Annotated in this window: 22 protein-coding genes, 2 tRNA genes and 1 riboswitch; of the genes, 14 read left to right on the top strand and 10 right to left on the bottom strand. The window is 48.1% G+C overall.

The window, feature by feature from the left end; translation table 11 throughout:
- Positions 1 to 110: 110 nt before the first annotated feature.
- From rsfS to AAKU61_RS17500, 5 genes are all read right to left on the bottom strand, one after another.
- Positions 111 to 845: a ribosome silencing factor gene (rsfS, locus tag AAKU61_RS17520; RefSeq protein ID WP_354334342.1), complete on the bottom strand. Its 735-nt coding sequence runs from the start codon at positions 843 to 845 to the stop codon at positions 111 to 113.
- Entirely contained in the window at positions 845 to 1,648 is an 804-nt protein-coding gene (gene nadD / locus AAKU61_RS17515) for a nicotinate (nicotinamide) nucleotide adenylyltransferase (RefSeq protein WP_354334363.1), read from the bottom strand. Before nadD ends, rsfS begins: the two co-directional genes overlap by 1 nt.
- Positions 1,649 to 1,687: 39 nt before the next feature.
- The gene (hemF, locus tag AAKU61_RS17510) at positions 1,688 to 2,587 is read right to left on the bottom strand and encodes an oxygen-dependent coproporphyrinogen oxidase (RefSeq protein ID WP_354334340.1); all 900 of its coding nucleotides are present in this window, start codon (positions 2,585 to 2,587) and stop codon (positions 1,688 to 1,690) included.
- Between the two features lie 20 nt (positions 2,588 to 2,607).
- The gene (purD, locus tag AAKU61_RS17505) at positions 2,608 to 3,882 is read right to left on the bottom strand and encodes a phosphoribosylamine--glycine ligase (protein ID WP_354334338.1); all 1,275 of its coding nucleotides are present in this window, start codon (positions 3,880 to 3,882) and stop codon (positions 2,608 to 2,610) included.
- A 77-nt stretch (positions 3,883 to 3,959) separates the two neighbouring features.
- A complete protein-coding gene (locus AAKU61_RS17500) occupies positions 3,960 to 4,685 on the bottom strand; it encodes a YebC/PmpR family DNA-binding transcriptional regulator (RefSeq protein WP_354334336.1) in 726 nt (241 codons plus the stop codon).
- 131 nt (positions 4,686 to 4,816) lie between these two features.
- Here AAKU61_RS17500 and AAKU61_RS17495 point away from each other — a divergent pair, with 131 nt between their 5' ends.
- A complete protein-coding gene (locus AAKU61_RS17495; protein ID WP_354334334.1) occupies positions 4,817 to 6,448 on the top strand; it encodes a helicase HerA-like C-terminal domain-containing protein in 1,632 nt (543 codons plus the stop codon).
- 104 nt (positions 6,449 to 6,552) lie between these two features.
- Here the strand turns inward: AAKU61_RS17495 and fghA are convergent, their stop codons facing one another.
- The 5 genes from fghA to glyA all read right to left on the bottom strand — a co-directional run bounded on the left by fghA (position 6,553) and on the right by glyA (position 11,513).
- A complete protein-coding gene (fghA, locus tag AAKU61_RS17490) occupies positions 6,553 to 7,413 on the bottom strand; it encodes an S-formylglutathione hydrolase (RefSeq protein WP_354334332.1) in 861 nt (286 codons plus the stop codon).
- A 36-nt stretch (positions 7,414 to 7,449) separates the two neighbouring features.
- Positions 7,450 to 8,556 carry an S-(hydroxymethyl)glutathione dehydrogenase/class III alcohol dehydrogenase gene (locus AAKU61_RS17485; RefSeq protein ID WP_354334331.1) on the bottom strand — a complete coding sequence of 369 codons (1,107 nt, stop codon included), beginning with the start codon at positions 8,554 to 8,556 and terminating at the stop codon, positions 7,450 to 7,452.
- A 127-nt stretch (positions 8,557 to 8,683) separates the two neighbouring features.
- Positions 8,684 to 9,385: a GAF domain-containing protein gene (locus AAKU61_RS17480; RefSeq protein ID WP_354334329.1), complete on the bottom strand. Its 702-nt coding sequence runs from the start codon at positions 9,383 to 9,385 to the stop codon at positions 8,684 to 8,686.
- A 129-nt stretch (positions 9,386 to 9,514) separates the two neighbouring features.
- On the bottom strand, positions 9,515 to 9,982 hold the full coding sequence (gene nrdR, locus AAKU61_RS17475) for a transcriptional regulator NrdR (protein ID WP_322119903.1): 468 nt from the start codon (positions 9,980 to 9,982) through the stop codon (positions 9,515 to 9,517).
- Between the two features lie 280 nt (positions 9,983 to 10,262).
- Positions 10,263 to 11,513, bottom strand: a complete 1,251-nt coding sequence (gene glyA / locus AAKU61_RS17470) for a serine hydroxymethyltransferase (protein ID WP_354334327.1) — start codon at positions 11,511 to 11,513, stop codon at positions 10,263 to 10,265.
- Positions 11,514 to 11,600: 87 nt separating this feature from the next.
- Positions 11,601 to 11,737, bottom strand: a riboswitch (ZMP/ZTP riboswitch).
- A gap of 286 nt (positions 11,738 to 12,023) precedes the next feature.
- Here glyA and AAKU61_RS17465 point away from each other — a divergent pair.
- The 13 genes from AAKU61_RS17465 to AAKU61_RS17405 all read left to right on the top strand — a co-directional run bounded on the left by AAKU61_RS17465 (position 12,024) and on the right by AAKU61_RS17405 (position 26,750).
- On the top strand, positions 12,024 to 12,776 hold the full coding sequence (locus tag AAKU61_RS17465; protein ID WP_354334325.1) for an SDR family NAD(P)-dependent oxidoreductase: 753 nt from the start codon (positions 12,024 to 12,026) through the stop codon (positions 12,774 to 12,776).
- A gap of 132 nt (positions 12,777 to 12,908) precedes the next feature.
- Complete coding sequence (ybgC, locus tag AAKU61_RS17460) at positions 12,909 to 13,310, top strand: tol-pal system-associated acyl-CoA thioesterase (protein ID WP_354334323.1); 402 nt, start codon at positions 12,909 to 12,911, stop codon at positions 13,308 to 13,310.
- A gap of 159 nt (positions 13,311 to 13,469) precedes the next feature.
- The gene (gene tolQ / locus AAKU61_RS17455; protein WP_354334361.1) at positions 13,470 to 14,165 is read left to right on the top strand and encodes a protein TolQ; all 696 of its coding nucleotides are present in this window, start codon (positions 13,470 to 13,472) and stop codon (positions 14,163 to 14,165) included.
- 5 nt (positions 14,166 to 14,170) lie between these two features.
- Entirely contained in the window at positions 14,171 to 14,623 is a 453-nt protein-coding gene (locus tag AAKU61_RS17450) for an ExbD/TolR family protein (RefSeq protein ID WP_322119898.1), read from the top strand.
- Positions 14,623 to 16,620 carry an autotransporter assembly complex protein TamA gene (locus AAKU61_RS17445; protein ID WP_354334320.1) on the top strand — a complete coding sequence of 666 codons (1,998 nt, stop codon included), beginning with the start codon at positions 14,623 to 14,625 and terminating at the stop codon, positions 16,618 to 16,620. The genes AAKU61_RS17450 and AAKU61_RS17445 overlap by 1 nt, the downstream gene beginning before the upstream one ends.
- Positions 16,621 to 16,678: 58 nt before the next feature.
- Positions 16,679 to 21,187 carry a translocation/assembly module TamB domain-containing protein gene (locus AAKU61_RS17440; protein ID WP_354334319.1) on the top strand — a complete coding sequence of 1,503 codons (4,509 nt, stop codon included), beginning with the start codon at positions 16,679 to 16,681 and terminating at the stop codon, positions 21,185 to 21,187.
- A 339-nt stretch (positions 21,188 to 21,526) separates the two neighbouring features.
- Entirely contained in the window at positions 21,527 to 22,465 is a 939-nt protein-coding gene (gene tolA, locus AAKU61_RS17435) for a cell envelope integrity protein TolA (protein WP_354334317.1), read from the top strand.
- Positions 22,466 to 22,472: 7 nt separating this feature from the next.
- Complete coding sequence (gene tolB / locus AAKU61_RS17430) at positions 22,473 to 23,738, top strand: Tol-Pal system beta propeller repeat protein TolB (protein WP_354334359.1); 1,266 nt, start codon at positions 22,473 to 22,475, stop codon at positions 23,736 to 23,738.
- 65 nt (positions 23,739 to 23,803) lie between these two features.
- Positions 23,804 to 24,343, top strand: a complete 540-nt coding sequence (gene pal, locus AAKU61_RS17425) for a peptidoglycan-associated lipoprotein Pal (RefSeq protein ID WP_354334315.1) — start codon at positions 23,804 to 23,806, stop codon at positions 24,341 to 24,343.
- A gap of 186 nt (positions 24,344 to 24,529) precedes the next feature.
- A complete protein-coding gene (gene ybgF / locus AAKU61_RS17420) occupies positions 24,530 to 25,300 on the top strand; it encodes a tol-pal system protein YbgF (protein WP_416200120.1) in 771 nt (256 codons plus the stop codon).
- Positions 25,301 to 25,391: 91 nt separating this feature from the next.
- A tRNA-Lys gene (locus AAKU61_RS17415) sits at positions 25,392 to 25,467 on the top strand.
- Positions 25,468 to 25,583: 116 nt separating this feature from the next.
- Positions 25,584 to 25,659 (top strand) — tRNA-Lys (locus tag AAKU61_RS17410).
- Between the two features lie 197 nt (positions 25,660 to 25,856).
- Entirely contained in the window at positions 25,857 to 26,750 is an 894-nt protein-coding gene (locus AAKU61_RS17405; protein ID WP_354334313.1) for a class I SAM-dependent methyltransferase, read from the top strand.
- The last annotated feature ends 221 nt before the right edge of the window (positions 26,751 to 26,971 follow it).

The raw sequence follows: 26,971 nt of genomic DNA, 5'->3' as shown, positions 1-26,971 counted from the left end.
GATTTTTAGCCAGCACAAAAAAATTGGCTCCTGTTATGTACAGGAGCCAATCAGGAGTCACTTAAAAGTCACTGAGTTGAGGCACTTATCAGCACCGCACTAACAAAGATTTACTCAGCAGTTTTACGGCGGGTCGTCGCTTTTTTATCAGCGGCTTTTTTAGCAGAAGCAACCGATGTTTTAGTTGACGCGACTTTTACGCGCGCACCACTTGGTGTTTTTGGAGCACGTTTTTTTGGTGCTGCATCAGTTGCTGCTGCACCGGTGGCAGTTTTACGCGTTGCTGGTTTACGTGTTGGTTTCAGTGTTGATGTAGCGGCCATATCATCCGTCGCTGCTTTGGTGGCACGCGGTTTGCGGGCTGGCTTTTTAGGCTCGTCATCCAAGGTAGTCTGACTTGCCATCATGTCGTGCGTTACTTCGACGGGTGCCGCTTTGCTACGGCTGCGTTTAGGTTTGTCTTCTTCTTCAACCGATGCCGTCGCTAGTTTGGTGCTGCGTTTTGCCGCGCCAAATTTAATTTCTTTATCGCCCCATAACTCTTCCAGACGGTAGTAAGCACGGATCGCGGGTTGCATGATGTGAACGATCAGATCGCCCAGATCGACCAGTACCCACTCACCAGTTCCTTCGCCTTCCATACTGACGACGGTGCCGCCGTTTTCTTTAACTTTGTCGCGTACCGATGCCGCTAAGGCTTTGGTCTGGCGATTTGAAGTACCTGATGCGATTACAACGCGATCGAACAGGCTGGTCAGATGCATCGTGTCGAATAGTTGAATGTCTTGTGCCTTGACGTCTTCCAGAGCGTCAATGACGAGGGCTTGTAGTTTTTTGATATCCATTATTTTTTCGTATTTTCGTATAAATGATGTTGTTGTATGTAGTCTAGCACCTTAATTGGGACTAACCTCGGAACCAACCGCGAGACTAACCCCGAGACCAAGGTGCTTGCTGCGCCACGCTCCAGTTCTTCTCGAATCTGGGTAGCTGAAATATCCACTTGCAGATCATCTGCCAGATAGGTCAGCCCAGCGGGGGTGGTGCGAATCTGTTCGGGTGTCGCCGCTGCTTGCCTGAACTTGCTTAGTACTTGATTGACTACTTGATTAACTTGCTGTGTTTCTGTATCGGTATTTATATCTGTATCTTTCTGCTGTGCTTCCTTTGCTGCTGCCTGTGGCAAGTTTGTTTGATCCAGTTGGAAGCCGGGTCGTGAGGCCGCGCAGATATGCGCCAGATCAAACAAGTATTGCCATTGGTGCCAGCTAGACAAATTCTGCAACTGGTCGGCACCGATTAAAAAAACGATTGAAGTAGTATCACCGTACTCTGCGCGCAAATGCCGCAAGGTATCGATGGTGTAATTAGTTTGCTGTCGTTCTGCCGCTAGGATTTCCTGACGATCAATCACCACCGGACAATTAACTTGGTCTGCAAACGCCAGTTCCAACATCGCACATCGCTGCGCGGCATTGGCAGTTAAGCCATTTTTTTGCCAGGGATTTCCGGTTGGGATAATCCTTAACTCTTGTGGCTGTAATAAATCCACGAAACGTCGGGCCAGTGCCACATGCCCAAGATGCACCGGATCAAAACTACCGCCCAATACCACAACACATTTCACGTGAGTCTGTTCACTGAGCATATCCGATGAATCTGGGGCTGAATCCAAATTCACATTCATTTAAACCCAGTCCCTATGCGGCAAAAAGTCTCTTACCAGCGCGGCTTCAGGACTGTTGTCTTCTGGTTGCCAGTCGTAACGCCATTTGACGATCGGTGGCATGGACATCAGTATCGATTCAGTACGGCCACCCGATTGCAGTCCAAATAGAGTGCCGCGATCAAACACCAGGTTAAATTCGACATAGCGACCACGGCGGTAAGCCTGAAAGTCACGCTCGCGTTCACCATAGGACATATCCTTGCGCTTTTCAAGGATGGCGCTATACGCGGGCACGAAGGCGTTACCTACCTCTTGTGTCATCGCAAAGCTGCTGGCGAAATCAAGCTGGTTAAAATCATCAAAGAAAATACCACCGACGCCGCGTGCTTCTTTGCGATGCTTGAGGTAAAAGTACTCGTCACACCAATTCTTAAAACGCGGATGCAAGTCAGCGCCAAACGGACTTACAGCATTTTTGCAGCTTTGGTGAAAATGCTGTGCATCTTCGATAAAACCATAATACGGCGTTAAATCCATGCCGCCGCCAAACCACCAGACGTCAGGCTGACCTTCGGCATAAGTGGTAAAAAAGCGCACGTTCATATGTACCGTCGGTGCATAAGGATTACGCGGATGCATGACCAAGGACACGCCCATCGCTTCCCATCTACGACCTGCCAGTTCTGGCCGGTGCGCTGCCGCAGAGGGCGGTAAATTGCTACCCATTACATGTGAGAAATTCACCCCGCCGCGCTCAAAGACATCGCCTTCTTCAATCACGCGTGAGATACCGCCGCCACCTTCTGGTCTGTCCCAGCTATCAGTCATGAACTGCTTGCCATCAATCTGCTGCATTGCTGCCACGATACGTGTTTGCAGATCAAGCAGATAAGTTTTTACGGCGCTGGAATCAGTCATGCGTTTGGTTTATCTCGTGATTAATGTTTTTTATTCATAGCGCGCCAGCCGATATCACGACGATATTGTGCGCCATTGAAATGAATTTTTTCGACTACTTCATAAGCATGTTTTTGCGCTAGCTTGACCGTATCACCCAAACCAACGACGCAGAGAACGCGGCCACCTGTCGCTGTCAGCTTGCCATCGGCCAACGCAGTTCCCGCATGAAAAGTTACACTCTCTGGCGTCTCTGGAGGTATACCTGTAATCACATCACCTTTACGCGGTGCGTCTGGATAGCCTGCCGCTGCCATTACCACGCCCATTGCCGTGCGTCTGTCCCATTCCAGTTCTACTGTATCTAGTGTGCCGTTGACCGCGTGCTCCATGACATGCACCAGATCGGTTTTCAGTCGCGCCATAATTGGCTGCGTTTCAGGATCACCCATGCGACAGTTAAATTCCAGTGTCTTAGGATTGCCGTGATCATCAATCATCAAACCTGCATAAAGAAAGCCAGTGAAAACAATGCCGTCTTTAGCCATGCCTTGTACTGTCGGGACAATGATCTCGCGCATGACACGGGCGTGCAATTGCGGTGTCACGATAGGCGCAGGGGAGTACGCACCCATGCCGCCAGTATTCGGCCCTTCATCATTGTCCAGTAAACGTTTGTGATCCTGACTCGTCGCTAATGGCAAAATATTTTTGCCATCAACCATCACGATGAAACTCGCTTCTTCTCCCGCCAAAAATTCTTCAATCACGACACGGGCGCCAGCGTCGCCTAGTTTGTTGTCGGACAACATCATGTCGACAGCACCATGCGCTTCTTCCAGACTCATCGCGACGACGACGCCTTTACCAGCAGACAGTCCGTCGGCTTTGATGACGATTGGCGCACCTTTTTGTGCGATATATTCATGCGCCGCAGCCAGGTCAGAAAAGGTTTTGTATTCTGCAGTCGGGATGGCATGACGTTGCATAAAGGATTTTGCAAAATCCTTAGAGCTTTCCAATTGTGCTGCTTCTTTACTCGGGCCAAAAATCTTTAGACCGCGTTCACGGAATACATTGACGATACCTGCTGCCAACGGCACTTCCGGACCAACTACGGTCAAACTGATTTGCTCTTTTTCGACAAAATCAGCCAAGGCAACGGAATCGGTTAAAGCGATATTTTTCAGGCGGGAATCCTGCACTGTCCCGCCATTACCCGGAGCGACAAAGATTGTTTGCACACGCTCGGATTGGGCGAGTTTCCACGCCAATGCATGTTCACGACCACCTGAGCCTACGACGAGAATTTTCATATCAGTTTTCTATTTAATATTCTGGATTGAATCCAGAATTAGTTTTCGAACTTAGTCTTCAAAGCTATTTTTCGAAATTACTCTTCAATAATGGCATTGGTGAACACTTCTTGCACATCATCCAGATTTTCTAACGCATCCAATAATTTTTGCATTTTGATCGCGTCATCGCCAGCAAAAATGGTCTCTGTGCCCGGCTTCATAATCACCTCTGCGACCTCGGGTACAAAGCCTGATTTTTCTAAACTATCTTTAATGCCGGACATATCGTAAGGCTGGCACAACACTTCAATACCGCCTTCGTCATCGGTCATCACATCATCCGCACCAGCTTCTAAAGCGGCTTCCATCAAAGCATCTTCATTAGTGCCAGGTGCAAATAACATTTGTCCACAATGCGTGAATAAAAATGCGACCGAACCTTCAGTTCCCATGTTGCCGCCAAATTTACTGAAAGCATGGCGTACTTCAGCTACGGTACGTACTTTGTTATCGGTCATACAGTCAACAATGATCGCTGCACCCCCAATGCCATAGCCCTCGTACCGGATTTCTTCGTAATTTGCGCCTTCCAATGTGCCGCTGCCGCGTTGAATCGCGCGCGTGACATTCTCTTTCGGCATATTGGCATCAGCTGCTTTGTCTACCGCGAGACGTAAGCGTGGGTTGGAGGCGATGTCTTCGCCGCCCATGCGCGATGCAACCGTAATTTCTTTGATTAAGCGCGTCCAGACTTTGCCGCGTTTTGCGTCAGTGGCCGCTTTTTTGTGCTTAATATTGGCCCATTTACTATGTCCTGCCATGATTGCTCTCTCTTGAATTGGCAATTGTTTACCAAATGCTGAGAAAATTCGCTCAGCTGTGGTTCTATAATGAAGTCCGGCATTTTAACATAGTGATTTTATTCAAATCCCCCTATAGAACGACCTAAATCATGTCCAAACCACTGCTGATCGCAAAAACATCGTCGCAAGAGCTGTATTTATTGTCTGATTGGGCGAATCGCCACGGCTGTATTACCGGTGCCACGGGTACTGGCAAGACGGTGACCTTGCAAGTAATGGCACAGGCCTTTTCCAGTATTGGCGTACCTGTGTTCATGGCAGACGTTAAAGGGGATCTGTCCGGCATGGCAAATCCCGGTCAAATCAGTCCGAAGATGCAGCAACGGTGTGAACAGATCGGCGCTGATATCCCAGTCTGGCAAGCATGTCCTGTCACTTTTTGGGATGTGTTTGGTAAACAAGGGCATCCAGTGCGCGCCACAATTTCTGATCTGGGGCCGCTGATGCTGGGACGCATGCTGAATCTGAACGAAACCCAAGAAGGCGTATTACAACTCGCCTTTAAAATTGCTGACGACAATGGCTTGTTGCTGCTCGATACCAAAGACCTGCGCGCAATGTTGCAGCATCTGGGCGATAACGCCAGCGAGTTTCAGACCGAATACGGCAATATTTCTGCTGCCAGCATAGGTGCGATACAACGCGGCTTACTGGCGATTTCTGAGCAGGGCGGTGAGCAATTCTTTGGCGAACCGATGTTGAATCTGGACGATATGCTGCAAACCGATGCCAGCGGTAAAGGCATTATTAATATTCTGGCGGCGGACCAATTACTTCAATCACCGCGTTTGTATTCGACTTTCTTGCTATGGATGCTATCTGAGTTGTATGAACATTTGCCAGAAGTCGGGGATTTGGATCAGCCAAAGATGGTGTTCTTTTTCGATGAAGCACATTTACTGTTCGACGAAGCTCCCAAAGTTTTACTGCAAAAAATTGAGCAGGTCGTACACTTAATTCGCTCTAAAGGTGTCGGCGTGTATTTTGTCACGCAAAATCCGCTCGATATTCCCGATACGGTGTTAGGACAACTCGGCAATCGCGTCCAGCAGGCTTTACGCGCATATACTCCACGCGATCAGAAAGCAGTGCAGGCAGCGGCAGAAACTTTCCGTCCTAATCCTGATTTGAATACCGCGCAAGTCATCGGTGAACTCGGTGTTGGCGAGGCGCTGATTTCTTTCCTTGATGAAAAAGGTAGACCGAATATCGTACAGCGTGGATTTGTATTGCCGCCAGCGTCCCAGATCGGTCCCATTTCGGTAGAAGAGCGTCAACAGATCATCGCTAGTTCGATTGTTGCAGGCGTATATGAAAAGACCATAGACCGTGATTCTGCTTATGAAAAACTCAAAGGCAGAGTCGCCAATACTCAAGCGCAGAGTGCACCATCCTCTGGTAATTCTGGCGGTATGAGTGATGGCTGGGGCAACTCTGGCGGCAATGTTGGTACCAGTGCGTCAACTCGCCCGACGCAAGATTCTGCACCAGGTATACCTTCACAAAGACAAGCGCCAACTCAGCAGCAGCCCCAAGAAGAGGGCGGCATTGGAGACACGCTGAAAAGCGTGTTTGGTAATTTGCTGGGAGGTAGCAGTGGAATACGCCGTCGTGATAACGTCGCAGAGACGATGGTCAAATCAGCCGTGCGGACGATAGGATCACAGGTCGGGCGTGAGATTATTCGCGGTGTGTTGGGTTCTATTTTGAAGAAAAAATAAATAAACTTTGATGATATCGTACTGCTGAATTTTGAATGTTCGATATCTAGCAATTAGTCATCGAAAAAACCGTATTGAAGTTAGTATTTCAATACGGCTTTTCTTTATGCAGCGTTCAAAATCGCAGCATGAAACCGCAAATGATCTTCAATAAAACTAGTGATGAAGTAGTAGCCATGGTCATAGCCTGCATGACGTCGCAGGGTTAATGGCTGGTTTGCCATTTTGCACGCCATTTCAAACTCTTCTGGCAGTAATTGCTCGGCCAAAAATTTGTCACTTAAGCCCTGATCAATCAATATGCCATTTGGAAACGGCGTATCAGTATTCGCCATCAAGATCGATGCATCGTAATCCAGCCAGTGACTTTGATCCGATCCTAAATAACCGCGAAATGCTTTTTGACCCCACGGACATTTAGTCGGCGCTGCTATCGGTGCAAAGGCAGAGACCGAGCGGTAGATGTCACGGTTGCGCAAGGCTAGCGTCAGCGCACCGTGACCGCCCATGGAGTGACCAAAGATGCCGATACGATCTTCACGTGCAGTAAAATTGTTCAGTACTTTTTGGCGTAACTCATGTACTACGTAAGAATACATGCGGTAATGTTTTTCCCACGGTAGTTCTATGGCATCCAGATAAAATCCTGCTGCTAAACCAAAATCCCAGCTTTCGCTTTCGCCTGGCACATCCGCTCCGCGCGGGCTGGTATCTGGTGCGACTAACATGATGCCGAGTTCCGCCGCCAGTCTTTGCGCACCAGCTTTGATCATGAAGGTTTCTTCATTACAGGTCAGTCCTGCCAGATAGAACAAGACAGGGACTGCGCGCTGTTTGGCTTGCGGTGGCTGGAATACCGAAAACCGCATAGGCAATCCGATCTCACTCGACTCATGTCGATAAAAACCTTGCACGCCACCGTAGCAGGCGTGCTCGCTGATTGTTTCTAATGCGGTCGCGGTCATCTTGACTCCTGTTTCAGTTCACTTAAATTAGTTAGCTCAGAATTCAACAACGGAGCGAATCGACTCTCCGCTCTTCATTAAGTCAAAGCCTTCGTTGATGCGTTCTAATGGCAGTTTGTGCGTGATCAGATCATCGATGTTGAGCTTGCCTTCCATGTACCAGTCTACGATTTTTGGTACGTCGGTGCGGCCACGGGCACCACCGAAAGCCGAGCCTTTCCAGACCCGGCCAGTGACCAGCTGGAATGGGCGTGTACTGATTTCTTGTCCCGCTGCGGCAACGCCGATGATGATCGATTGACCCCAGCCCTTGTGACTGGATTCCAGTGACTGACGCATCGTCGTGGTGTTGCCAATACATTCGAAGCTATAGTCTGAGCCGCCATCGGTCAGGCCGATAATTGCATCCACGACGTTACCGACTTCGGTCGGATTGACGAAGTGTGTCATACCGAATTTGCGCGCCATGGCTTCACGAGCCGGATTGATATCAACGCCAATAATTTTATTTGCTCCCACCATGCGCGCCGCCTGAATCACGTTGAGTCCGATGCCGCCGAGACCAAACACGACCACGTTGGCACCCGCTTCGACTTTAGCCGTGAACAACACAGCGCCGACGCCGGTAGTGACGCCGCAACCGATGTAGCAGACTTTGTCGAAAGGCGCATCTTCACGAATTTTTGCGAGAGCGATTTCTGGCACTACGATGTAATTGGAGAAAGTCGATGTACCCATGTAGTGATATAGCGGCTTGCCATCTAATGAGAAACGGCTAGTCGCATCTGGCATCAGACCGCGACCTTGGGTGCTGCGGATTGCCTGACAGAGATTGGTTTTTTGTGAGAGGCAAAATTTACATTCACGGCACTCAGGCGTATAGAGCGGGATCACATGATCATCTTTTTTCAAACTCTTAACGCCGGGGCCGACATCGACCACGACGCCTGCGCCTTCATGCCCAAGAATCGCCGGGAAAATACCTTCAGGATCAGCGCCAGACAAGGTGTAGTAATCGGTGTGGCAAATGCCAGTGGCTTTGATTTCGACTAAGACTTCACCGGCTCTGGGGCCGCCCAGTTCAACTTCTTCAATCGTCAGTGGTTTGCCGGCTTGCCATGCGACTGCTGCTTTGGTTTTCATGTCTGTCCTTTGTCGTGATAGGAGGTAGGGTGAACTGTAATAAGTAGAACTGTAATGTGTAAACCCGTAATGGGTAGATCCGTAATGTATAGATTCGTAATAAATGACTAAAAGCTGACAGCAATTTTTAGCCGAGAATACTAGACAAGCTAGTAGCTACCGCGACGAGCAAAGCGAGCTCAGCACCGGTAAAAATATTCTGTGTAAATGCTTCTGAATCGATAATCCCTAACACGCGACCATCTACTGCCAGGATCGGCAAGCAAGCTTCTGCCTGCACTTTTGGATCGCAGGTGTAATACTCGCCGCCGGTTGCAAGATAGGCGCTGACGTTATTGATAATCCGCCCCTTACCGCTGATGCCGACGGTGCTGTTATTACTGTTAGCAGCAAATTCAGGTGTGAGCGGAAATTCGGCACGCGACGCGGCGCCAAAGTAGGCTAGTTTGACCAGCACGGAATTACCATCTGACCCTGTAGGTGTTTGATCGATTTTTTTATACACGCCAAACCACTGGCTACCGCTGTGTTGCTGATAAAACTTGACCAGCGCGGTCACTCGTTGCAAGAGCCGCAGATTGTCAGACGTTTGTCCGCCCAAGCTGGCGGCGAGATCGTAGGGCGTGGCGGATAGCTGATCAAACAAAGAGCATGATCCGCCTTCGCCCAATTCTGGCACTTGATATTGCCATTGGACTTGCGTGTCTTTTTCAGTGGATCTGATGAACTGCTGCAGTTGTTCTTGGTAGCTGGAAACTTGCGTCGCAAAATCAAGCGGTAATTGTGCTTGATCGATGCCGCTGTGTGCCATAAAAAATGCGATTGACATTGGTCTGCCCGAGGTTCTGAAAAGTACCTGAGTTTATCAGATGTCTCATATCAATGTGGCATAGGACGGAACGCTGAAAAAGCCCGGCAGTGCAGCGCCCGGCGCCCACTTTTCCAGCAGTTTAGCAATCTATTTCTTTGGCTTTTTTTCTTGTGCAATTTCTTGAATCGCTTCGGCAAATTCTGATACGTCTTCAAAACTTTTATACACCGAGGCAAATCGGATGTAGGCGACTTTGTCCAGACGTTTTAGTTCGCGCATAACCAGTTCACCGACGTGGCCAGAAACGACTTCTCGCTCACCGCTGGCCAGGAGTTTTTCTTCTATGCGCTGGATGGCATTGTCCACCGCTTCTGCCGATACGGGACGCTTGCGCAAGGCTAGCATCAGGCTGCCGCGTAGTTTGGCGGTTTCAAATTCGGTTCTACTGCCATTCTTTTTGACGATGACAGGCATCGCCAGTTCGATCCGCTCATACGTTGTGAAGCGTTTATCGCAATTGGCGCAACGGCGGCGGCGGCGGATGGTATTGCCGTCATCCGGCACGCGGGTGTCGATTACTTGCGTGTCATCGTGGTGACAGAACGGACATTTCATACTGACTCCAAGTCGGGAAGAAAATGCAGCGTAGAGTGCATACTCCCCATTATTTTTATAGAAAATGCCTGATTGTCCAGTCTTTCTATGGACGATTAAAATATACAGGTAGATAGTATATTTATTCTTATTGTATTACTTATGAGCTGAATTTGGCAAAACGGGCACAAAAACTACCAGTTATTACAACAACGCCACTCGGTCTGAGTGGCGTTGGTTTTACTGCGATCCGTATTTACACTATCGCTAATATTTTACGGTGGATTACTTATGCTGCGTTTTATGCAGAATATACAGGGAAGGCATCGGTCAGTTTCTTGACTTCGACTTTAACGCGCTCTATGGTCGCAGCATCATTTGGGTTGTCCAACACATCGGCGATCAGATGGCCGACTTTGATCGCTTCTGCCTCTTTAAAACCACGTGTAGTAAATGCCGGGCTGCCCAGGCGGATACCGGAGGTGATCATCGGTTTTTGCGGATCGTTAGGAATGCCGTTTTTGTTGCAGGTCATATGGGCGGAGCCGAGGATGGCTTCTGCTTCTTTGCCTGTCAAACCTTTAGGGCGTAAATCAACCAGCATCACATGCGATTCTGTACGGCCGGAGACGATGCGTAGACCACGTTCAGTCAGGGTTTGTGCCAGTGCAGCGGCATTTTTGACGACTTGTTGCTGGTAGGCTTTGAACTCTGGCGTCAGTGCTTCTTTGAACGCCACTGCTTTGCCTGCGATCACGTGCATCAATGGGCCGCCTTGGATGCCGGGGAAAATCGCTGAATTGATCTTTTTGGCAATCGCTTCATCATTCGACAAAATAATCCCGCCGCGAGGGCCGCGCAGACTCTTGTGCGTGGTGGAAGTTACTACGTCGGCGAATGGCATAGGGTTAGGATAAACGCCTGCCGCGATCAGGCCGGCATAGTGCGCCATATCGACCATAAAGTAGGCGCCGATTTCTTTGGCGATTTTGCTGAAGCGTTCAAAGTCGATGCGCAGAGAAAATGCGGATGCGCCAGCGATGATGATTTTTGGTTTGGCTTCGCGCGCGAGTTTTTCCATCGCATCGTAATCGATGTCTTCAGCGGCGTTCAGGCCGTAAGAGACCACGTTAAACCATTTGCCTGACATGTTGAGAGGCATGCCGTGGGTCAGATGTCCGCCTTCTGCCAGACTCATACCCATGATGGTATCGCCCGGATTTAACAACGCGAAGAACACGCCTTGGTTCGCTTGGGAGCCGGAATTAGGTTGGACGTTAGCGAAGTTCGCGCCGAATAATTCTTTCAGGCGATCAATCGCCATTTGCTCAACCACGTCCACATATTCGCAACCGCCGTAGTAGCGCTTGCCCGGGTAGCCTTCAGCGTATTTGTTAGTGAGTTGCGAGCCCTGGGCTTCCATCACTGCTGGCGAGGTATAGTTTTCTGAGGCGATCAATTCAATATGTTCTTGCTGGCGGTGATTCTCTTGTTGAATCACGGCAAACAATTCTGGATCGGTATTGGCGAGGGTGTGAGTTTTTGCGAACATGACAAGCTTCCTGTTTAATTAGAAGGTAATTGCAGATGATCTGGTGCCCTGAAAAGGGAACGGGCAGCCTAAATCGCTATGTCCATATCAGGCTACCCAGGCGCACGGCTATTGAAATCTCACGCTTCCCGATGGATCTCCATCTTTGTCGTCAAGCGCAGCGTTTGTTGCTAATTGAGCAAACTGCTGCGTTTAAGACATTTTCGCCAGTCACGTGAGACGAAATGGTGCCCAAATTTTACGCCAAGCCCCATTTTTGAGCAAGATTTGGATGCGATTTGCCGAATAACGGTATTTTAGTCTGATGAATACTTCGCGTTAAATAAATTGAAGGTGTTTGCCCATTGGAGGTTACAAGGCGTCACAAGCTCAGGCATAACGATTGTAGAAAAACCGCATAGAATGACGGCAGGCGTTTTCGCGACGATGTTCGCCATGCAAAAAATTAGTCACATCATCAGCATCAAATCCAGTATCACATCCAAAATCACATCAAACTAAGAGGAAATCATGATCGTTTTAATCACCGGTGCAAGTTCAGGTTTTGGCGAAGAGATGGCGCGTAAGTTCGCGTCGAATGGTCATAAAGTGATTGCTGCCGCCCGCCGCACGGATCGTCTGGACGCCTTGCAGGCTGAGCTGGGTGCGGCCTTGTTACCTATCAAGATGGATGTCACTGACAAAGCATCCATCAGCGCGGCGCTGGCGCAGTTACCCGCAGAATGGAAAGAAATCGATGTGCTCATCAATAATGCCGGACTGGCGCTGGGCACAGAGCCAGCACACTTAGCCAATCTGGATGACTGGGAAACCATGATCGATACTAATACTAAGGGATTAGTCAGAATGACCCGCGCTATTTTGCCTGCGATGGTGGAGCGTGGCAGCGGTCTGGTGATTAATATCGGTTCCATCGCTGGTTCTACGCCCTATCCGGGCGGCAATGTGTATGGCGCAACCAAGGCATTTGTTGATCAATTTACGCTTAACCTGCGCGCCGATCTGGTTGGCACTGGCGTGCGGGCAACCAATATTGCGCCAGGCTTATGCGGCGGTACCGAATTCTCTAATGTCCGCTTCAAAGGGAATGATGAGGCAGCGGCCAAAGTGTACGAAGGCACTGTCCCATTGACGGCAGTTGATATTGCGGAATCTGCTTATTGGATTGCGACATTGCCCAAGCATATCAACATCAATTACATAGAAATGATGCCGACTTGCCAGGGTTTCGGCGCTTTCAATATCAAGCGTAATCCGGCGTAAAATCCCGCATATAGTGGCCTAGGTTGAAATTTTATACTGGATAGGGTATTTTAAAGTGTCCAGGTAATCTCTGGGCACTAAGTATATAAAATGGGGATACTCCCCAATTTCTACCTTATTTATTGCTAAATTATGGCTAAAGAATTCAACTGGTTTGTACGCGTGTACTATGAAGACACCGATGCGGGCGGCATCGTCTTCTATGCCAATTATCTAAAGTTTTTTGAGCGCGCCAGAACCGAGTGGTTGCGCGCGGCCGGTATCAGCCAGCAAATCATGACTACGCAGCACCAAGTCATGTTTGTCGTCAAAGGCACGGCAGTCGAGTATCATTCACCCGCCAGACTGGATGATGAACTCAAACTCACCGTTGTGGTCGAAAGGTTGGGGCGCGCCTCAGTCCAGTTCGTGCAAGAAGCCTGGTGCGGTGATCGCTTACTGGCAACCGGCACGATTAAAGTAGGATGCGTGGGTACCGCCAGCGTGCGCCCAAGTGCGATTCCGGCGGAAGTGCTGGCAAAGCTGAGCGAGTAAAATCAGCAAAACTCAGGTAGCTAAAGTCAAACGAATACTGTCAAGCGAATTAGCTAAACCAATCAGCCAAGCAAGTTACAAAGCCAGGCACCAGTTGCGCGAACGTACACTACCGTGTGCATACGAATAATTAACTTACACACATAGACTATGAATGTTATGAATGTTACTCAAGACCTCTCATTTTTTACCCTGATTTCCGAAGCCTCTATCTTGGTACAACTGGTACTGCTCTTGCTGGTGGGCGTGTCAGTGACGAGCTGGAATTATATTTTCAGAAAAATGTTTGCGATCAGCAAAGCGCGCAAGCAGACGGAAGAATTTGAACGCAATTTCTGGTCCGGCGGCAACTTGGGTGAGTTGTATCAGGCTGCAATGAGCAATCGCCGTAACAGTGGCAATAACACCGGTGCGCTTGAGCGTATTTTTGAAGCCGGTATGAGCGAATATCAAAAGGTCAAATCAGCCAATAAAGCGAGCTTAGATGCGACTGCAATGCTGGACGGTGCGCGTCGTGCGATGCGCGCCGCCTATCAGCGCGAGATGGATCATCTGGAAGCCCACTTATCATTTTTAGCCTCAGTCGGTTCGGTCTCCCCATATGTGGGTTTGTTCGGTACGGTGTGGGGGATTATGAATGCCTTCCGAGGTTTGGCAAATGTGCAGCAAGCCACGCTGGCTGCTGTGGCTCCCGGTATTGCCGAGGCGCTGATTGCCACTGCCATTGGTCTGTTTGCGGCGATCCCTGCAGTGCTGGCATACAACCGCTACTCACATGATATTGATCGTCTGGCGATCCGGTTTGAAACTTTTATTGAAGAGTTCTCCAATATTTTGCAAAGACAATCTCGTTAAATTGTATGAGTTCTCTGCGTGGCGAACGTAAACGCAAATTCAAAGCAGAAATCAATGTCGTGCCTTATATCGACGTGATGTTGGTACTGCTGATTATTTTTATGGTGGCTGCTCCGATGACCAATCCCAGCGTCATCAATTTGCCGACTGCCGGACAATCAACCCAGCCGCCGTCTGAATATATTGAGGTAACGCTAGACACTAACAAATATGTGATCAGTATCAATACCAAAGGCGCTAACGGAAAAACTGGCAATGGTAACAACCAGCAAGAGGCCAAAGAAACCGCTGCCAATCGTGCCCAGTTAATGCAAAAGTTGAGCGAATATCATACGGCAAAACCCGATTTGGCCGTACTTGTATCGGCTGATAAAGAAATGAAATACGACGAGATTATTCAAGTTATTTCCGAAGCCAAAAAGCTTGGTATTAATCGGGTTGGTTTGGCGACCAAGTGATGCGTCTGCAACCAGTATTCTTATTGGTAGCATTTATAGGCGTGACAAATTTTTGTCACGCCGAGGCGCCGTCTGCCGAGCTTCCTGCCCTCCCAGTGTCAAGCGTGATGTATGCGCCAAGCTCGGCAGCAGCGTCGACAGGAACACCGGCGGAAGCACAAGCAGAAACACAAGCAGAAATTCCAACATCAACACTAGCGTCCACCACCGATACGAAGATCGCGCCCGATGCGGAAGAAGAGATTGTTGTAGCGAAATCGAATTTACGTCGTTTCCAGATAGGTGTTGCTAAAGGTGATTGGCTGGCTCTGTTGACGCAACATATCCCAGAATTATCGTCAGATACCGATTCGCAAAACGTCACACCAACGCTGATCCGAAAATTGCGTCAGGATATCGGCAATATATTGGCGACAGAGGGATACTTTTCGCCCGTCATCACATTTGATGCCGGAAAAGATGGCCAAAATGGCGGCTCGCTTTTCCGTGGTGGTATTGGCAACCTCAGTAGCAACCTCAGCAGTAATGTCATCCGCGTCAATATTGATGCCGGCTCCAGAACTACAATACAGCAAGTCGATTTGCAATTTTCCGGTGCTCTCGAAGACGCGGCCAAGCAAGGCAAGGTAGATGCAGTTAAACGTCGCCAGGCGCTGATTGCCGATTGGCGCTTACCTGTGGGATCTGTTTTCAGGGATGAAGAGTGGGATAAGGCAAAAACCGATATTACCGAGAGTTTGCGCTCCGATGTCTATGCTTCGGCCAGCATCATCAATAGCAACGCGACGATAGATGCAGATAGCCAGTCCGGTAGCTTAAAGGTGGAGATCGACAGTGGTCCGCCATTTACTCTTGGCGATCCGGTGATTACGGGTTTGCAGCGCTATCCTCCCTGGTTGCTTGATCGTTATTTGCCTCCCAAAAAAGGTGAACCTTATTCCCGCTCGCGCCTGCTGGAATACCAGAGAGCTTTGCAAAATTCGGCCTATTTTTCTGCTGTGGCAGTAAGTGTTGATCCCGATCCGAGCAAAGCTGACCGCGTGCCGGTGGATGTGTCGGTCGTTGAGCGCCGTCCCCGTGATCTGGCGTTTGGCGTGGGTTACAGCAGCAATACTGGCTTCCGCACAGAAGTGTCTTATCGTGACCGCGATCTGCTCGACAGAGCTTGGGATTTACGCAGTGCAGTCCGCCTAGAGCAAAGGCGTCAGCTGGCTTATGCAGACATTTATTTGCCACCACGGGACAATCAATTTTTAGATTCTTTTGGCGTCTTACTGGACAAATCTAATCTCGCTGGTTTAGATCAGACTCGTACCGCGATTGGTGTCAAGCGTACCAGCACACGTGGGCATCTGGAGCAGCGTTTAGGTTTGAATTTATCGCGTGAAAAGGTAGCGCTGGATGGCGAGCCGCAATCGGTCAGTAAAGCCTTAGTCAGTTCGGTAGGCTGGACATGGCGTGATGTAGATGACAGCTTTGCACCGCGCAAAGGACAAATTTTGCAGCTCGATTTTGCTATCTCAGAAAAAGCCTTAATTTCGGATCAGCGCTTTATCCGTACTTATGCCAAATATCAACAATGGATACCTGTCGCCAAGCGCGACGTCCTGTTACTCAGAGCAGAAATAGGGCAGGTCTTGGCACCAAGTATTGACGGTATTCCTGAGGATTATTTATTCCGTACCGGTGGCAGCAGCACGGTGCGCGGTTATAGCTATCAAAGTCTGGGTATTCAGCATCCTACTGGCGTGACTGGCGGCATGGTGATGGGTGTTGCCAGTGCCGAGTATGTACACTGGACTCAGGCGAATTGGGGCGCTGCTGCTTTTATCGATGCCGGTGACGCAGCGGATGATTGGAATACCTATAAAGTTAAACAAGGTTTTGGTGTTGGCGGAAGGTATAAAACACCTGCTGGTCCGATTGCACTTGATCTTGCGTACGGCAAAAACATAAAAAAATTCCGTTTGGATTTTTCGATTGCGGTCGCATTTTAATGATAGCGAAATATTCTACTGAAGCCGTTTTTTCTAAGCTCACAATGAGCATTTGCTTATGACACAAACGCCTTCAAATCCTGATGAAAAAAACTCACCCCCGGTGGTTAGCGCTGCTGCTGCGTCTGCTGCGCCCGCTACTGCTGCAGAATTAGCTACTGTTAATGTACCGAAGCGCAGAAGTTTGCTTAGGATTTTTTTCCTGATTTTTAGCGCTTTACTGGTTATTCTATGTTTGACTTTAGGATGGGCAAGCTGGACCCAGCATGGCACGCGTACTATTCTCAATTGGTTACAAAATGCCAGCGGCGGCGAATTGCAATTAAGCGATGTCCGTGGACGTTTGTCGGATCATGTATCGATTGGCGAGTTGTCGTATCAAACCAAGACGCTGCATCTTAAAGCAAGTGGAATACAGCTTGACTGGCATCCATTGAGTTTGGCTAACGGCAAATTATCCATCAGCAGTTTACAGATTGCCGCGTTGACGATTGCAAGCCTGGAGAGTAAATCATCACCACAATTGCCAGGCGATCTCGATGTTGTTATTGAAGTCGCCTTGCAGCAAGCTGCGATTGGCCGCCTGACGATTGCCACGCTATATGCCGATGGTCACACTACACCTGTTACCACACTGCCCGGATTAACAGGGCAATTAATCTCCAACCAAAAGCAGCATCAGTTACAAGCCAAAGTCACCACTGATTTTGGTACCGTACAAGCACAAGCGACCGTCGCTGTTCACCGGCCATTTGTAGTGCAGGGGCAGTTTGATTATCAGGGTCAGATCGATCAGCACATACCACGTATGGGCATCACCGGAAGTCTGACTGGTTCTTTGCAAGAATTAGTTCTCAATGCCAAAGCCAAGGTTAGCGATAAATTCGCTAGGGAAAAACCAGTTGATTCTGCCCAAGTTACCTCCGCATCTGCCCTTCCTAAATTATCTAAAGTATCTAAATTAAGTGGTGAACTTAAAGCAGTACTGGCACCATTTTCCACAGAAATACTGCATTCATTACAGGCCACGATTGATGGACTGGACCCCGCCGAGTTTGCAGCACAGGCACCGCATGCACAATTAAAAGTAGCTGCTGACCTAAAGCCCGATACCAAACTTGGCCCCAATGGATTAGCGGGTACGATTAAACTGAGTAATGCGCAACCAGACACGATAGACAAAAACGGAATACCTGTCAGCGCGATGACTTCTGCCTTACGTTGGTCGGGTGATCGTCTTGAGTTGAGTCAAACCTTGCTGCAATTGATGGGTAAGGGAAAAATCTCCGGCGCTGCACAAATACAGTTTACGGCCAGCGCTTTCCCTATCGTTGATACCCGGCTTGAAGTGAGTGAGGTGGATCTGGCGCAGATCGATACGCGGATTCGTCCGACACAGATTAAAGGCAATATTCAAGCGCAGACAAGAGCGCAGAAAGACGGTGATCATCAGATTACTTTTCAGGCGCAGTTGCATGATCCGCGCGCTAGTCTAAATGTCGATGCGAGTTACCAGCCAGGAAGTAGCGGTCAGACTGAGGCTAAAGATAAGACTACAGCGCAAACTAAAACGCAGACTATTTCAAAGATTACGTTAGCGAAGCTAGAACTGCTTGCCGTAGATTCTCGTTTGCAAGGGCAGGGCGAGATCATCTTGAGCGGTAATGCGCAGCCATTTAATTTTAAAGGGGTAATTCAGAATTTTGACCCTTCGCGCTGGATCGCGGCGCCAGCAGGCAAGATCAGTGCTGATTTTTCAGTCGCGGGACAATTGCAACCTAAGCTGGATGTGTCCGTGCAACTCCCTTCTTTGCAAGGGCAATATGCGGGACAAGCGCTGAGTGGCGCAATTGATGCGCGTTGGCAGCAAGATGCGGCCTTGACTTTGCATAAGCTGGATGTGCATTGGGGAAAAAATGGTGTCACGGGCAGCGGTGCTTGGGGGAGCGACAAGGGACAGTTGCAATTAGCAATCGATATCCAGGAGTTGGATGCCTTATCGCATTTAATCCCGACCACTCAGGATGTGCCGCATCTGGGTGGAAGCCTGAAAGCGAATTTGGTCTTGCAGGGGAAAATGAGTGAGCCTGCAGGTAAGCTCGATTTAATTGGACAAAATCTAAACTACAGTCAGCAATCGGGTCAGCAAATCAGCATTGATAGTTTGACCGCGAAACTAGATCTGGCTCGCGGTTCACAAGGTATGTTTGACGGTAATATCATTGCTCAAACAGTGCGCAGTAATTTGATGAAGGCAGATGCTACTGATACCACCTATACCTATGGTTCGGCTGCAAATCCTGGCACCAATCCAGGTGCAAATCCAGCATCAGGTAAAGAAACAAGTAGGGGGTCAAACGCTGCCCCAACTATCGTCGCAAATAAGCTAAATGATAAGAGTTTACCGGTACTGGCAGAGCAAATTAGCTTATCCATTAATGGAACTCGTGAGTCACATAATATTGCTCTCAACAGCCGGTTTAATAACAGACGATCTGTCAGCATGACTGCTGCGGGCGGTTTAAACACCGTTGGAAAAACTACAAAAATAGTCAGCAATAAATCTGCTGGCTCAGCTAGCCAGGCCGTTGTTGCTGCGCCTGTCAATTCAGTAGCGCAATGGCAGGGACAATTATTGAGTTTTGTACTTAGCGGAAAACCCGATGTCAAATTACTGGCGCCTATGAGTATTGTTGCCTCCAGCCAGTCGGTTTGCTTAGGGTCCGCAGAATTTTCGGGTGTGGTTGGTAAGCTGGTACTCAAGCAATTGGAGTGGTCGCCCGACGGTTTAAAAACGCAAGGGCAATGGAATGCCATGAACGTCATTGCAGTGGCTAACTTGCTTAAACCGCAGTACGCAGTGGATGGCGATTTACTGTTGAATGCCATATGGGATTTACAGTTAAAGGACCATTTGCAAGGCGAAATCAGCTTGCAGCGCCAGAGTGGCGACGTTCGTATCAATGATGCGGATGGCACTGGAAAAGCGATACCGCTTGGTATCCGCGACCTGCAAATGAAGATGCTGTTTGGTGGTCTGGTCGTTGGTAGTGACGCAGAAAAAATGGCTTTGACCATGACCGCTGATGGGGCTCGTTTGGGGACTTGGCAAGCTCGTATTAATTCTGCTTTGAGTAAAAAAACCGGGACATGGGCGATTGCTCCGGATGCGCCGTTAGAAGGGCAGATCAAAGCGAATATCCCAGACGTGCAGTGGCTGGGGCCATGGATTAATCCTGGTCTGGCGCTTAAAGGCCAATTACAAGTCGATGCCCAATTGGCAGGACAATTTAGCCAGCCGCGTTATCAGGCAAAAATTAGTGGAAGCGGATTAGAAGTCGCTTTTGCGGCGGAGGGTTTGTTGTTACCGAATGGTCGTCTAGAGGCGGTGATAGACGAAAACCGCGTTCGCCTAAATAGTTTGGAATTTTCTAATGTAGTGTCCGTCATGCCGCGCCATTCTAAATTTCAGGATGTGAATTGGGTTGGTCAAAAGGGCGAATTAAAAGCCAGCGGTGATATTGATATTCGCAATCAGACCGGCAATATTCAGGCTCAACTGAACCAGTTTCCTCTGCTCCAGCGCAATGACCGATGGTTGGTTGCGAGCGGTGATTTAGGTGTGGCGAATATTAAAGATGTCTGGAATGTGACGGGCAAAATAAGAGCCGACGGTGCCTATTTTAAATTGCCAAAATTGCCGCCGCCAAGTTTGTCTAGCGACGTGGTAGTGATTCGCAGCAAAGATAAGGCAGCACAAAATAAAGCGGCTGACGATGCCAATAAAAAGGCGCTCAAGTCGCGGCTTGATATGAGCTTCGATATGGGCTCACGTTTTGTATTTGTCGGGCGTGGACTAGATACGGCGTTGGCGGGTAGCATCCGCTTACGTTCCTCCGATGGCAATCCGGTGCAAGCCAGCGGTTCGATCAGCACTGTCGGTGGTGCTTATGAAGGTTACGGGCAACAATTGGCGATAGAGCGGGGGATCTTAAACTTTCAAGGTCCGCCAGCTAATCCGGGCTTGAATATCCGTGCCTTGCGCCTGGGTTTGGCGGTAGAAGCCGGCGTAGAAGTTGTTGGTACAGTTGCTGCGCCGCAAGTCCGGCTGGTTTCTGAGCCCACCGTACCCGATGCAGAAAAATTATCCTGGCTAGTATTGGGACGAGGCTCCGACCAAATTGCAGGTAATGACGCGTCTTTGCTGATGTCGGCAGCCAGTGCAATTTTTGGCGGCGATGGTAGCCGCAATGTTCCAAGGGACATCGTACAAGGCTTAGGTTTTGATGAATTTTCCCTAGGCACTGCGGATACTAGCAATGGCTCTAAATTACCTAGCCAAACCGTAGCTGGCACCACATCGACTAGCGGAGCTACCTCTGGCGATCAGGTCGTTTCGGTCGGTAAGCGCTTAGCGCCTGGCATGGTATTGTCGGTTGAGCGCGGCTTGTCGGACGCCAGCGGCGCGATTAAATTAAGTTGGCAACTGACCCGAAGAGTCAGCATTATTGGCCGCACTGGTACTGATTCGTCGATTGACGCTTACTATACGTTTTCATTTAATTAGGATGCAGAGTCAGGATAGTAAGTTAAATACTCCAGGTAGGTATATTTAAATTGTCCATAGAATCATTGGGCAATAAGGCAGTTATTAAAAATAAAATGGGGAGTATATTTACTTTCTCTTCTTTAAACTTGCCAGAAATAAGAATTGAACCTTATGTTTTTAGTGCCGATTTGATAGGACTTCTTTGTTAAACCAGCAAAGATGATTTGAATCGGTTTGGATCGGAATGCCGATTATAATTTTATTCATCGTATATTTTTCTAAAGAAAGACGGCCTCAGCCAGCTTTTAGACGGAAAATAAACGGAACTAAGCAGCGATAGAAGCATCATATAAAGTCATGAAAGAATTTTCTCCGAACGGCCCTACGCATTCTTCAACTCGTGATTTCCCCCGTGAGGCTGGTCAGTGGCGCTCTTTTACCCTGGCTGCTTTGGTGAATGTCGTGTTGATTGCCTTTTTGTGGGTAGGCGTTCAATGGCAAAATAAAGAAACCACTGCGGTAGAAGCAGAGGTTTGGGATATGACCACAAGACAGGCCGCGCCCAAGCCAATTCCAGAGGAAGAAGTACAGCCAGAGCCTGAGAAAATTGCGCCGCCAGTGGCACCAACGCCAGTCGTTAAAGACGAGCCGGTGGTCGATCCCGAGATCGCGTTAGCCCAAGAAAAAAAGCGTCTGCTAGTTGAGAAAAAGAAAATAGAAGATCAGAAAAAAGCTGAGTTGCAAGAAGCAAAGCTCAAGCAAGAGCAAGAACTGGCACTCAAAAAAGCCAAAGAAAAGCTGGCGGAAGAAAAAAAGAAAGCCGATAAATTGCTTGCCGATGAAGCCGAGAAGAAAAAACTAGCCGATTCCAAAGCGCAATCAAAAACGCAGCAAAATAAAGAACAAGCCGCCCGCGATAAGGTTTTTGAAGAAAATATGCGCCGTCTGAATGGGCAAGCGGCAGTCACGGGTACCGGTGGTACGGGCGATGCGCCTAAATCCACCGGCAATAATCGTGGCGATCCAAGTTATGCAGCTCGTATTGCTTCCAAGGTAAGACAAAATACGGTATTCAACGCAGTTGATAATTCAAATACCAACCCCACAGTAGAATATAGAATTGATTTGTTACCAGATGGTTCTTTGCGTGGCCCGGTGCGTAAATTAAAATCTTCTGGCGCACCTGGTTTTGATGAAGCGGTAGAAAAAGGGATAGAAAAGTCAGCACCTTTCCCACGTGATAAATCTGGCGATGTCCCTACCAGTATTGTCCTCAGTTATAAAATGAAAGAGTAAATTGAAGATAGTTTCCTTGATTAAAGTGTTCTCAGCGAGCACATTATTGATAACCAGTGTGGTGCAGGCTCAGCTTAGGGTCGAGGTATCTGGCGTTGGTTCCACCCAAATCCCGGTTGCGATTGCGAGCTTTGCTGATGAGGCTCTGACACCGCAGCAAATTACTGCTATCGTCAAAGACGATTTAACCCGCAGCGGTTATTTCAAAATTATTGATACTGGTAGCGTCATTACCGAGACAACCGCCGTCAATTTCGATGACTGGAAATCACGCGGAGCCGAAGCCTTAGTCGTTGGCAGCGTACAAAAACTCAGCGATGGTCGTTTTGACGTGCGTTACAAATTATTGGATACGATTAAGTCATCCACATTATCTGGCCTTGCCATTGCAACGTCCTCAGCGAATACCCGGGTGACTGCGCACAAAATCGCCGATGATATTTATGAAAAATTAATCGGCGTGCGTGGCGTATTCTCAACCCGTATTGCTTATGTGACCAAGTCCGGTAAGGAATATCGCCTGGAAGTTGCCGATGCAGATGGAGACGGCACACAAGTGGCTTTGCGCTCGAATGAACCTATCATTTCACCAGCTTGGTCGCCTGACGGCACCAAGGTTGCTTATGTGTCGTTTGAGGCTAAGAAGCCCGTCATTTACGTGCAAAATCTGATCACGCGCGAGCGCACAGTGATTGCGAACTACAAAGGCAGCAACTCAGCACCTGCATGGTCACCGGACGGTAATAAATTAGCGATAGCCTTGTCGCGCGATGGTTTGACTCAGGTATATACCGTCAACGCCAATGGCACGGGTTTGCAGCGCCTGACTCAAACCAGCGGCATAGACACTGAGCCACAATTTTCTGCCGATGGACAAAGCATTTATTTGCTAAGCGACCGTAGCGGCGGACCTCAAATTTATCGCATGGGCGTGACTGGCGGTGAGGCAAAGCGCGTCACTTTTAACGGCAGCTATAACATCACGCCGAGGATTTCACCTGACGGAAAAACACTGGCGTATATTTCTCGCCGTGATGGCAAATTCCAGTTGTATTCACTGGATATTGCCAGCGGCCAAGAACAGCGCTTATCGGATACCGTTAAAGATGAATCACCAAGCTTTTCACCTAACGGTAAATATATTATGTACGCTACTGAGTCTGGTCGTCGCGGCACATTGGCGGTAGTATCGGTCGACGGCAGAGTGAAGCAAAAATTGACCTTGCAAGCTGGAGATGTTCGGGAACCCACATGGGGGCCTTTTATGAAGTAATGGTCAAATTTTGAAGTCTGTTTAATTCATTTGCTTTATTTAGTTTTTAAAAAAAGGAGAAATACATGCGCTCAGCAATTAATTCTAAAACTCTGGCTTTGCTGTTGACCAGCGTCGCTCTTATCTCAGCTTGTAGTACGCCAGTTAAATTGGACGAGAAGCCACCTGTCGTTGAAGATAAGTCTGCAATGAATAAACCAGTAGAAGACAACACCCGCACTGTTAAACCAGTTGAAGTCGTTTCTGTTGACCCTTTAAACGACCCGCAAGGCGTGTTGGCGAAACGTAGTGTGTATTTTGACTATGATAGCTATGTGGTTAAAGATGAGTTCAAATCTTTAGTCGAAGCCCATGCTAAATATCTGGTCGGCAATAGAGCTCGTAAAATTTTAATCCAAGGTAATACGGATGAACGCGGTGGTCGTGAATACAATCTGGCTTTGGGACAAAAACGTGCAGAAGCAGTGCGTAAAGCTCTGGCTTTGTTAGGTGTGCCAGAAGCCCAAGTAGAGGCGGTTTCTTTAGGTAAAGAGAAGCCAAAAGCAACGGGTAGTGACGAGGCTTCATGGGCAGAAAACCGCCGTTCTGATATCGTCTACCAGTAAGTATTCAATACGTATTGAATACGTATTAAGTTATCCTCATTAATACAGATTGCCGCTAAAAATATTGATTGCTGCAATCTGTATTTTGAGAGACGCTTCGATAGCGACAAGCTTCGAATGATATTCTCTTCTTTGTCCTCCAGCATGCTGGATCACTTCAAGATCAATTCTTATTGAACTCTTCCCATGAAATTTTTTACTTTCTCTAAAACAGCGCGCTCGGTTGCCTTCGCCATGATGTTGACACCAATGCTGCCATCAGTTGCAGCGGCGGGTATCTTTGATGACGATGAAGCACGTAAAGCAATTTTAGATTTGCGTTCTAAAGTGGATGAGGTAAGTAACAAACTCGATACGAAGTTAGATACCAAAGCCGATAAAAGTAGTGCGCTTGATCTGGCGAACCAAAATGAGCAATTGCGCTCAGAGATCGCAAAATTGCGCGGACAGATAGAAGTGCTGACCAATGATTTAGCAAATACTCAGCGCCGTCAGCAAGACTTTTATGTCGATCTGGACAACCGTGTTCGCAAACTAGAGCCAAAGAAAATGACGGTCGATGGCAAAGAGGCGACGGTAGAAATCAATGAGCAACGTGCCTATGACGCAGCTTTATCTTTATTTAAAGCAGGCGATTACAAAAATGCAAGTGCTGCATTTACAGCCTTCAATGTGAACTATCCGCAATCGGCTTTTGCCGGATCTGCGCAATATTGGTTGGGTAATTCCTGGTATGCACAGCGTGATTGCAAGAATACGATTTCATCTCTGCAGGTTTTGGTTAGAAATTATCCTGATCATCCAAAAGCACCAGATGCGATGTTGAATATCTCTGCTTGTCAGCTGGAATTAAAAGACAAATCAGGAAGCAAAAAAACACTGGAGGCAGTGATTGCACAGTACCCGGAAACTGAAGCCGCACAGGCAGCAAAGAGTCGCTTGGCCGCCACAAAATAAGACTAACTCCCGAGAGAATACTGCTTCGCTGGAAAAAATCCAGCAAGCTCGTTGACAGCGGTATTGGAACATACTATAATTTCGTTCTTTCGGGTCGTTAGCTCAGCTGGTAGAGCAGCGGACTTTTAATCCGTTGGTCGCAGGTTCGAATCCCGCACGGCCTACCACGAAATTCGGAAGACTTAGATGAAAATCTAAGTCTTTTTTATTTATAAACATGATGTCTGGTGTGGATTAGTTTTGTTTTCTGCATGCATTTTATGTTTATAAAGCGCAAGTCTTTGGGTCGTTAGCTCAGCTGGTAGAGCAGCGGACTTTTAATCCGTTGGTCGCAGGTTCGAATCCCGCACGGCCTACCAAAGTTTTAAGAATAAAAGGACTCAGGTGAAAGCCTGAGTCCTTTTTTTTTTCGGCGACGAGAAGTGTCTATACTTGATGCATCGCCACGCACACTTATCCTATTTTTAAATCATGTGTTCACCGAATCGTAAGCGACAATCATGATTTAAAAATCGCATTAAATAGAATTATTCCGTAATTCAGTAAAGGACGTCTGATGAAGCAAAAACAGAATAGCGGCAAGCTCAAAACGGAACAAAAATCAAAGTCAAAGCCAGAACAGCATCATGAAATTCGCCCAGGACAATCGATAGAATTACTCAAAGAATTGCACATCCTCACGCGTGACGGCAAGATGAATCAAGATAGCCGGCGCAAGTTAAAGCAGGTCTATCATCTGTACCAATTTATCGAGCCCTTGTTGCAGCAATTACGCGAAAATCATAGCGACCTCACTCTGGTCGATCATGGTGCGGGTAAATCGTATCTTGGTTTTATTTTGTATGACCTGTTTTTTAAAGCTACGGCAAGTCAAAATCAGTCCCGTATTTACGGCATAGAGACTCGTGATGAATTAGTACAAAAGTCTGTCGAGCTGGCCACTAGACTAGATTTTCCCGGTATGTCATTCTTAAATTTATCTGTCGCTGACTCCATTACTTCTGCCCAGTTGCCCGATCAAATTGATATTGTTACTGCGCTGCACGCTTGTAATACGGCGACGGATGATGCGATTCAATTTGCATTAAAAAAGAAGGCAAAATTTATGGTGTTAGTGCCTTGCTGTCAGGCAGAAGTGGCGGCAGAGCTGCGCAAACATAAGGGTGATGCTGTACGCGACAATCCTTTATCAGAGATGTGGCGCCACCCGATTCATACGCGTGAATTTGGTAGCCAAATCACTAACGTGCTACGGTGTCTGCAATTAGAAGCGCATGGCTATCAGGTTAGAGTAACCGAGCTGGTTGGTTGGGAGCATTCAATGAAGAATGAACTGATCATTGCTGAGTACAAAGGCTTACCGGCTAAACGTCCTGCCGAACGCTTGGCTGAGGTGCTGAAGACTACCGGCTTAGAATCTATGCAAGAGCGGTTTTTTACGCCACACTAATTTCAACATTCGTCGTGCGTTAGTTTTAAATGCAATTTGAAGACAGAAAAATGACACACTAATTGACATGTAATTTGGTGATTTACACCGAAGTCACCAGCACGTCACAAACAATTATTAATATCATTTGAGGTTCTTGCAAAACGAAACACCGGAGAGTAATTTTATTGCGAGAAGCGCAAAATAGATGAGAAAGGAGCGGCCATTTCTGGCAAGATGAA

The organism is Undibacterium sp. GrIS 1.2 (genome assembly GCF_040544435.1).
Taxonomy (GTDB): Bacteria; Pseudomonadota; Gammaproteobacteria; order Burkholderiales; family Burkholderiaceae_D; genus Undibacterium.
Note: the sequence above shows the minus strand (reverse complement) of the source record. Positions and strands in the feature narration are given on the sequence as shown.

What these genes read in the sequence shown, in the direction of transcription:
- rsfS (WP_354334342.1), bottom strand. Translation starts at nt 845, where the DNA reads ATGGATATCAAAAAACTACAAGCCCTCGTCATTGACGCTCTGGAAGAC.
- nadD (WP_354334363.1), bottom strand. Translation starts at nt 1,648, where the DNA reads ATGCTCAGTGAACAGACTCACGTGAAATGTGTTGTGGTATTGGGCGGT.
- hemF (WP_354334340.1), bottom strand. Translation starts at nt 2,587, where the DNA reads ATGACTGATTCCAGCGCCGTAAAAACTTATCTGCTTGATCTGCAAACA.
- purD (WP_354334338.1), bottom strand. Translation starts at nt 3,882, where the DNA reads ATGAAAATTCTCGTCGTAGGCTCAGGTGGTCGTGAACATGCATTGGCG.
- AAKU61_RS17500 (WP_354334336.1), bottom strand. Translation starts at nt 4,685, where the DNA reads ATGGCAGGACATAGTAAATGGGCCAATATTAAGCACAAAAAAGCGGCC.
- AAKU61_RS17495 (WP_354334334.1), top strand. Translation starts at nt 4,817, where the DNA reads ATGTCCAAACCACTGCTGATCGCAAAAACATCGTCGCAAGAGCTGTAT.
- fghA (WP_354334332.1), bottom strand. Translation starts at nt 7,413, where the DNA reads ATGACCGCGACCGCATTAGAAACAATCAGCGAGCACGCCTGCTACGGT.
- AAKU61_RS17485 (WP_354334331.1), bottom strand. Translation starts at nt 8,556, where the DNA reads ATGAAAACCAAAGCAGCAGTCGCATGGCAAGCCGGCAAACCACTGACG.
- AAKU61_RS17480 (WP_354334329.1), bottom strand. Translation starts at nt 9,385, where the DNA reads ATGTCAATCGCATTTTTTATGGCACACAGCGGCATCGATCAAGCACAA.
- nrdR (WP_322119903.1), bottom strand. Translation starts at nt 9,982, where the DNA reads ATGAAATGTCCGTTCTGTCACCACGATGACACGCAAGTAATCGACACC.
- glyA (WP_354334327.1), bottom strand. Translation starts at nt 11,513, where the DNA reads ATGTTCGCAAAAACTCACACCCTCGCCAATACCGATCCAGAATTGTTT.
- AAKU61_RS17465 (WP_354334325.1), top strand. Translation starts at nt 12,024, where the DNA reads ATGATCGTTTTAATCACCGGTGCAAGTTCAGGTTTTGGCGAAGAGATG.
- ybgC (WP_354334323.1), top strand. Translation starts at nt 12,909, where the DNA reads ATGGCTAAAGAATTCAACTGGTTTGTACGCGTGTACTATGAAGACACC.
- tolQ (WP_354334361.1), top strand. Translation starts at nt 13,470, where the DNA reads ATGAATGTTACTCAAGACCTCTCATTTTTTACCCTGATTTCCGAAGCC.
- AAKU61_RS17450 (WP_322119898.1), top strand. Translation starts at nt 14,171, where the DNA reads ATGAGTTCTCTGCGTGGCGAACGTAAACGCAAATTCAAAGCAGAAATC.
- AAKU61_RS17445 (WP_354334320.1), top strand. Translation starts at nt 14,623, where the DNA reads ATGCGTCTGCAACCAGTATTCTTATTGGTAGCATTTATAGGCGTGACA.
- AAKU61_RS17440 (WP_354334319.1), top strand. Translation starts at nt 16,679, where the DNA reads ATGACACAAACGCCTTCAAATCCTGATGAAAAAAACTCACCCCCGGTG.
- tolA (WP_354334317.1), top strand. Translation starts at nt 21,527, where the DNA reads ATGAAAGAATTTTCTCCGAACGGCCCTACGCATTCTTCAACTCGTGAT.
- pal (WP_354334315.1), top strand. Translation starts at nt 23,804, where the DNA reads ATGCGCTCAGCAATTAATTCTAAAACTCTGGCTTTGCTGTTGACCAGC.
- ybgF (WP_416200120.1), top strand. Translation starts at nt 24,530, where the DNA reads ATGAAATTTTTTACTTTCTCTAAAACAGCGCGCTCGGTTGCCTTCGCC.
- AAKU61_RS17405 (WP_354334313.1), top strand. Translation starts at nt 25,857, where the DNA reads ATGAAGCAAAAACAGAATAGCGGCAAGCTCAAAACGGAACAAAAATCA.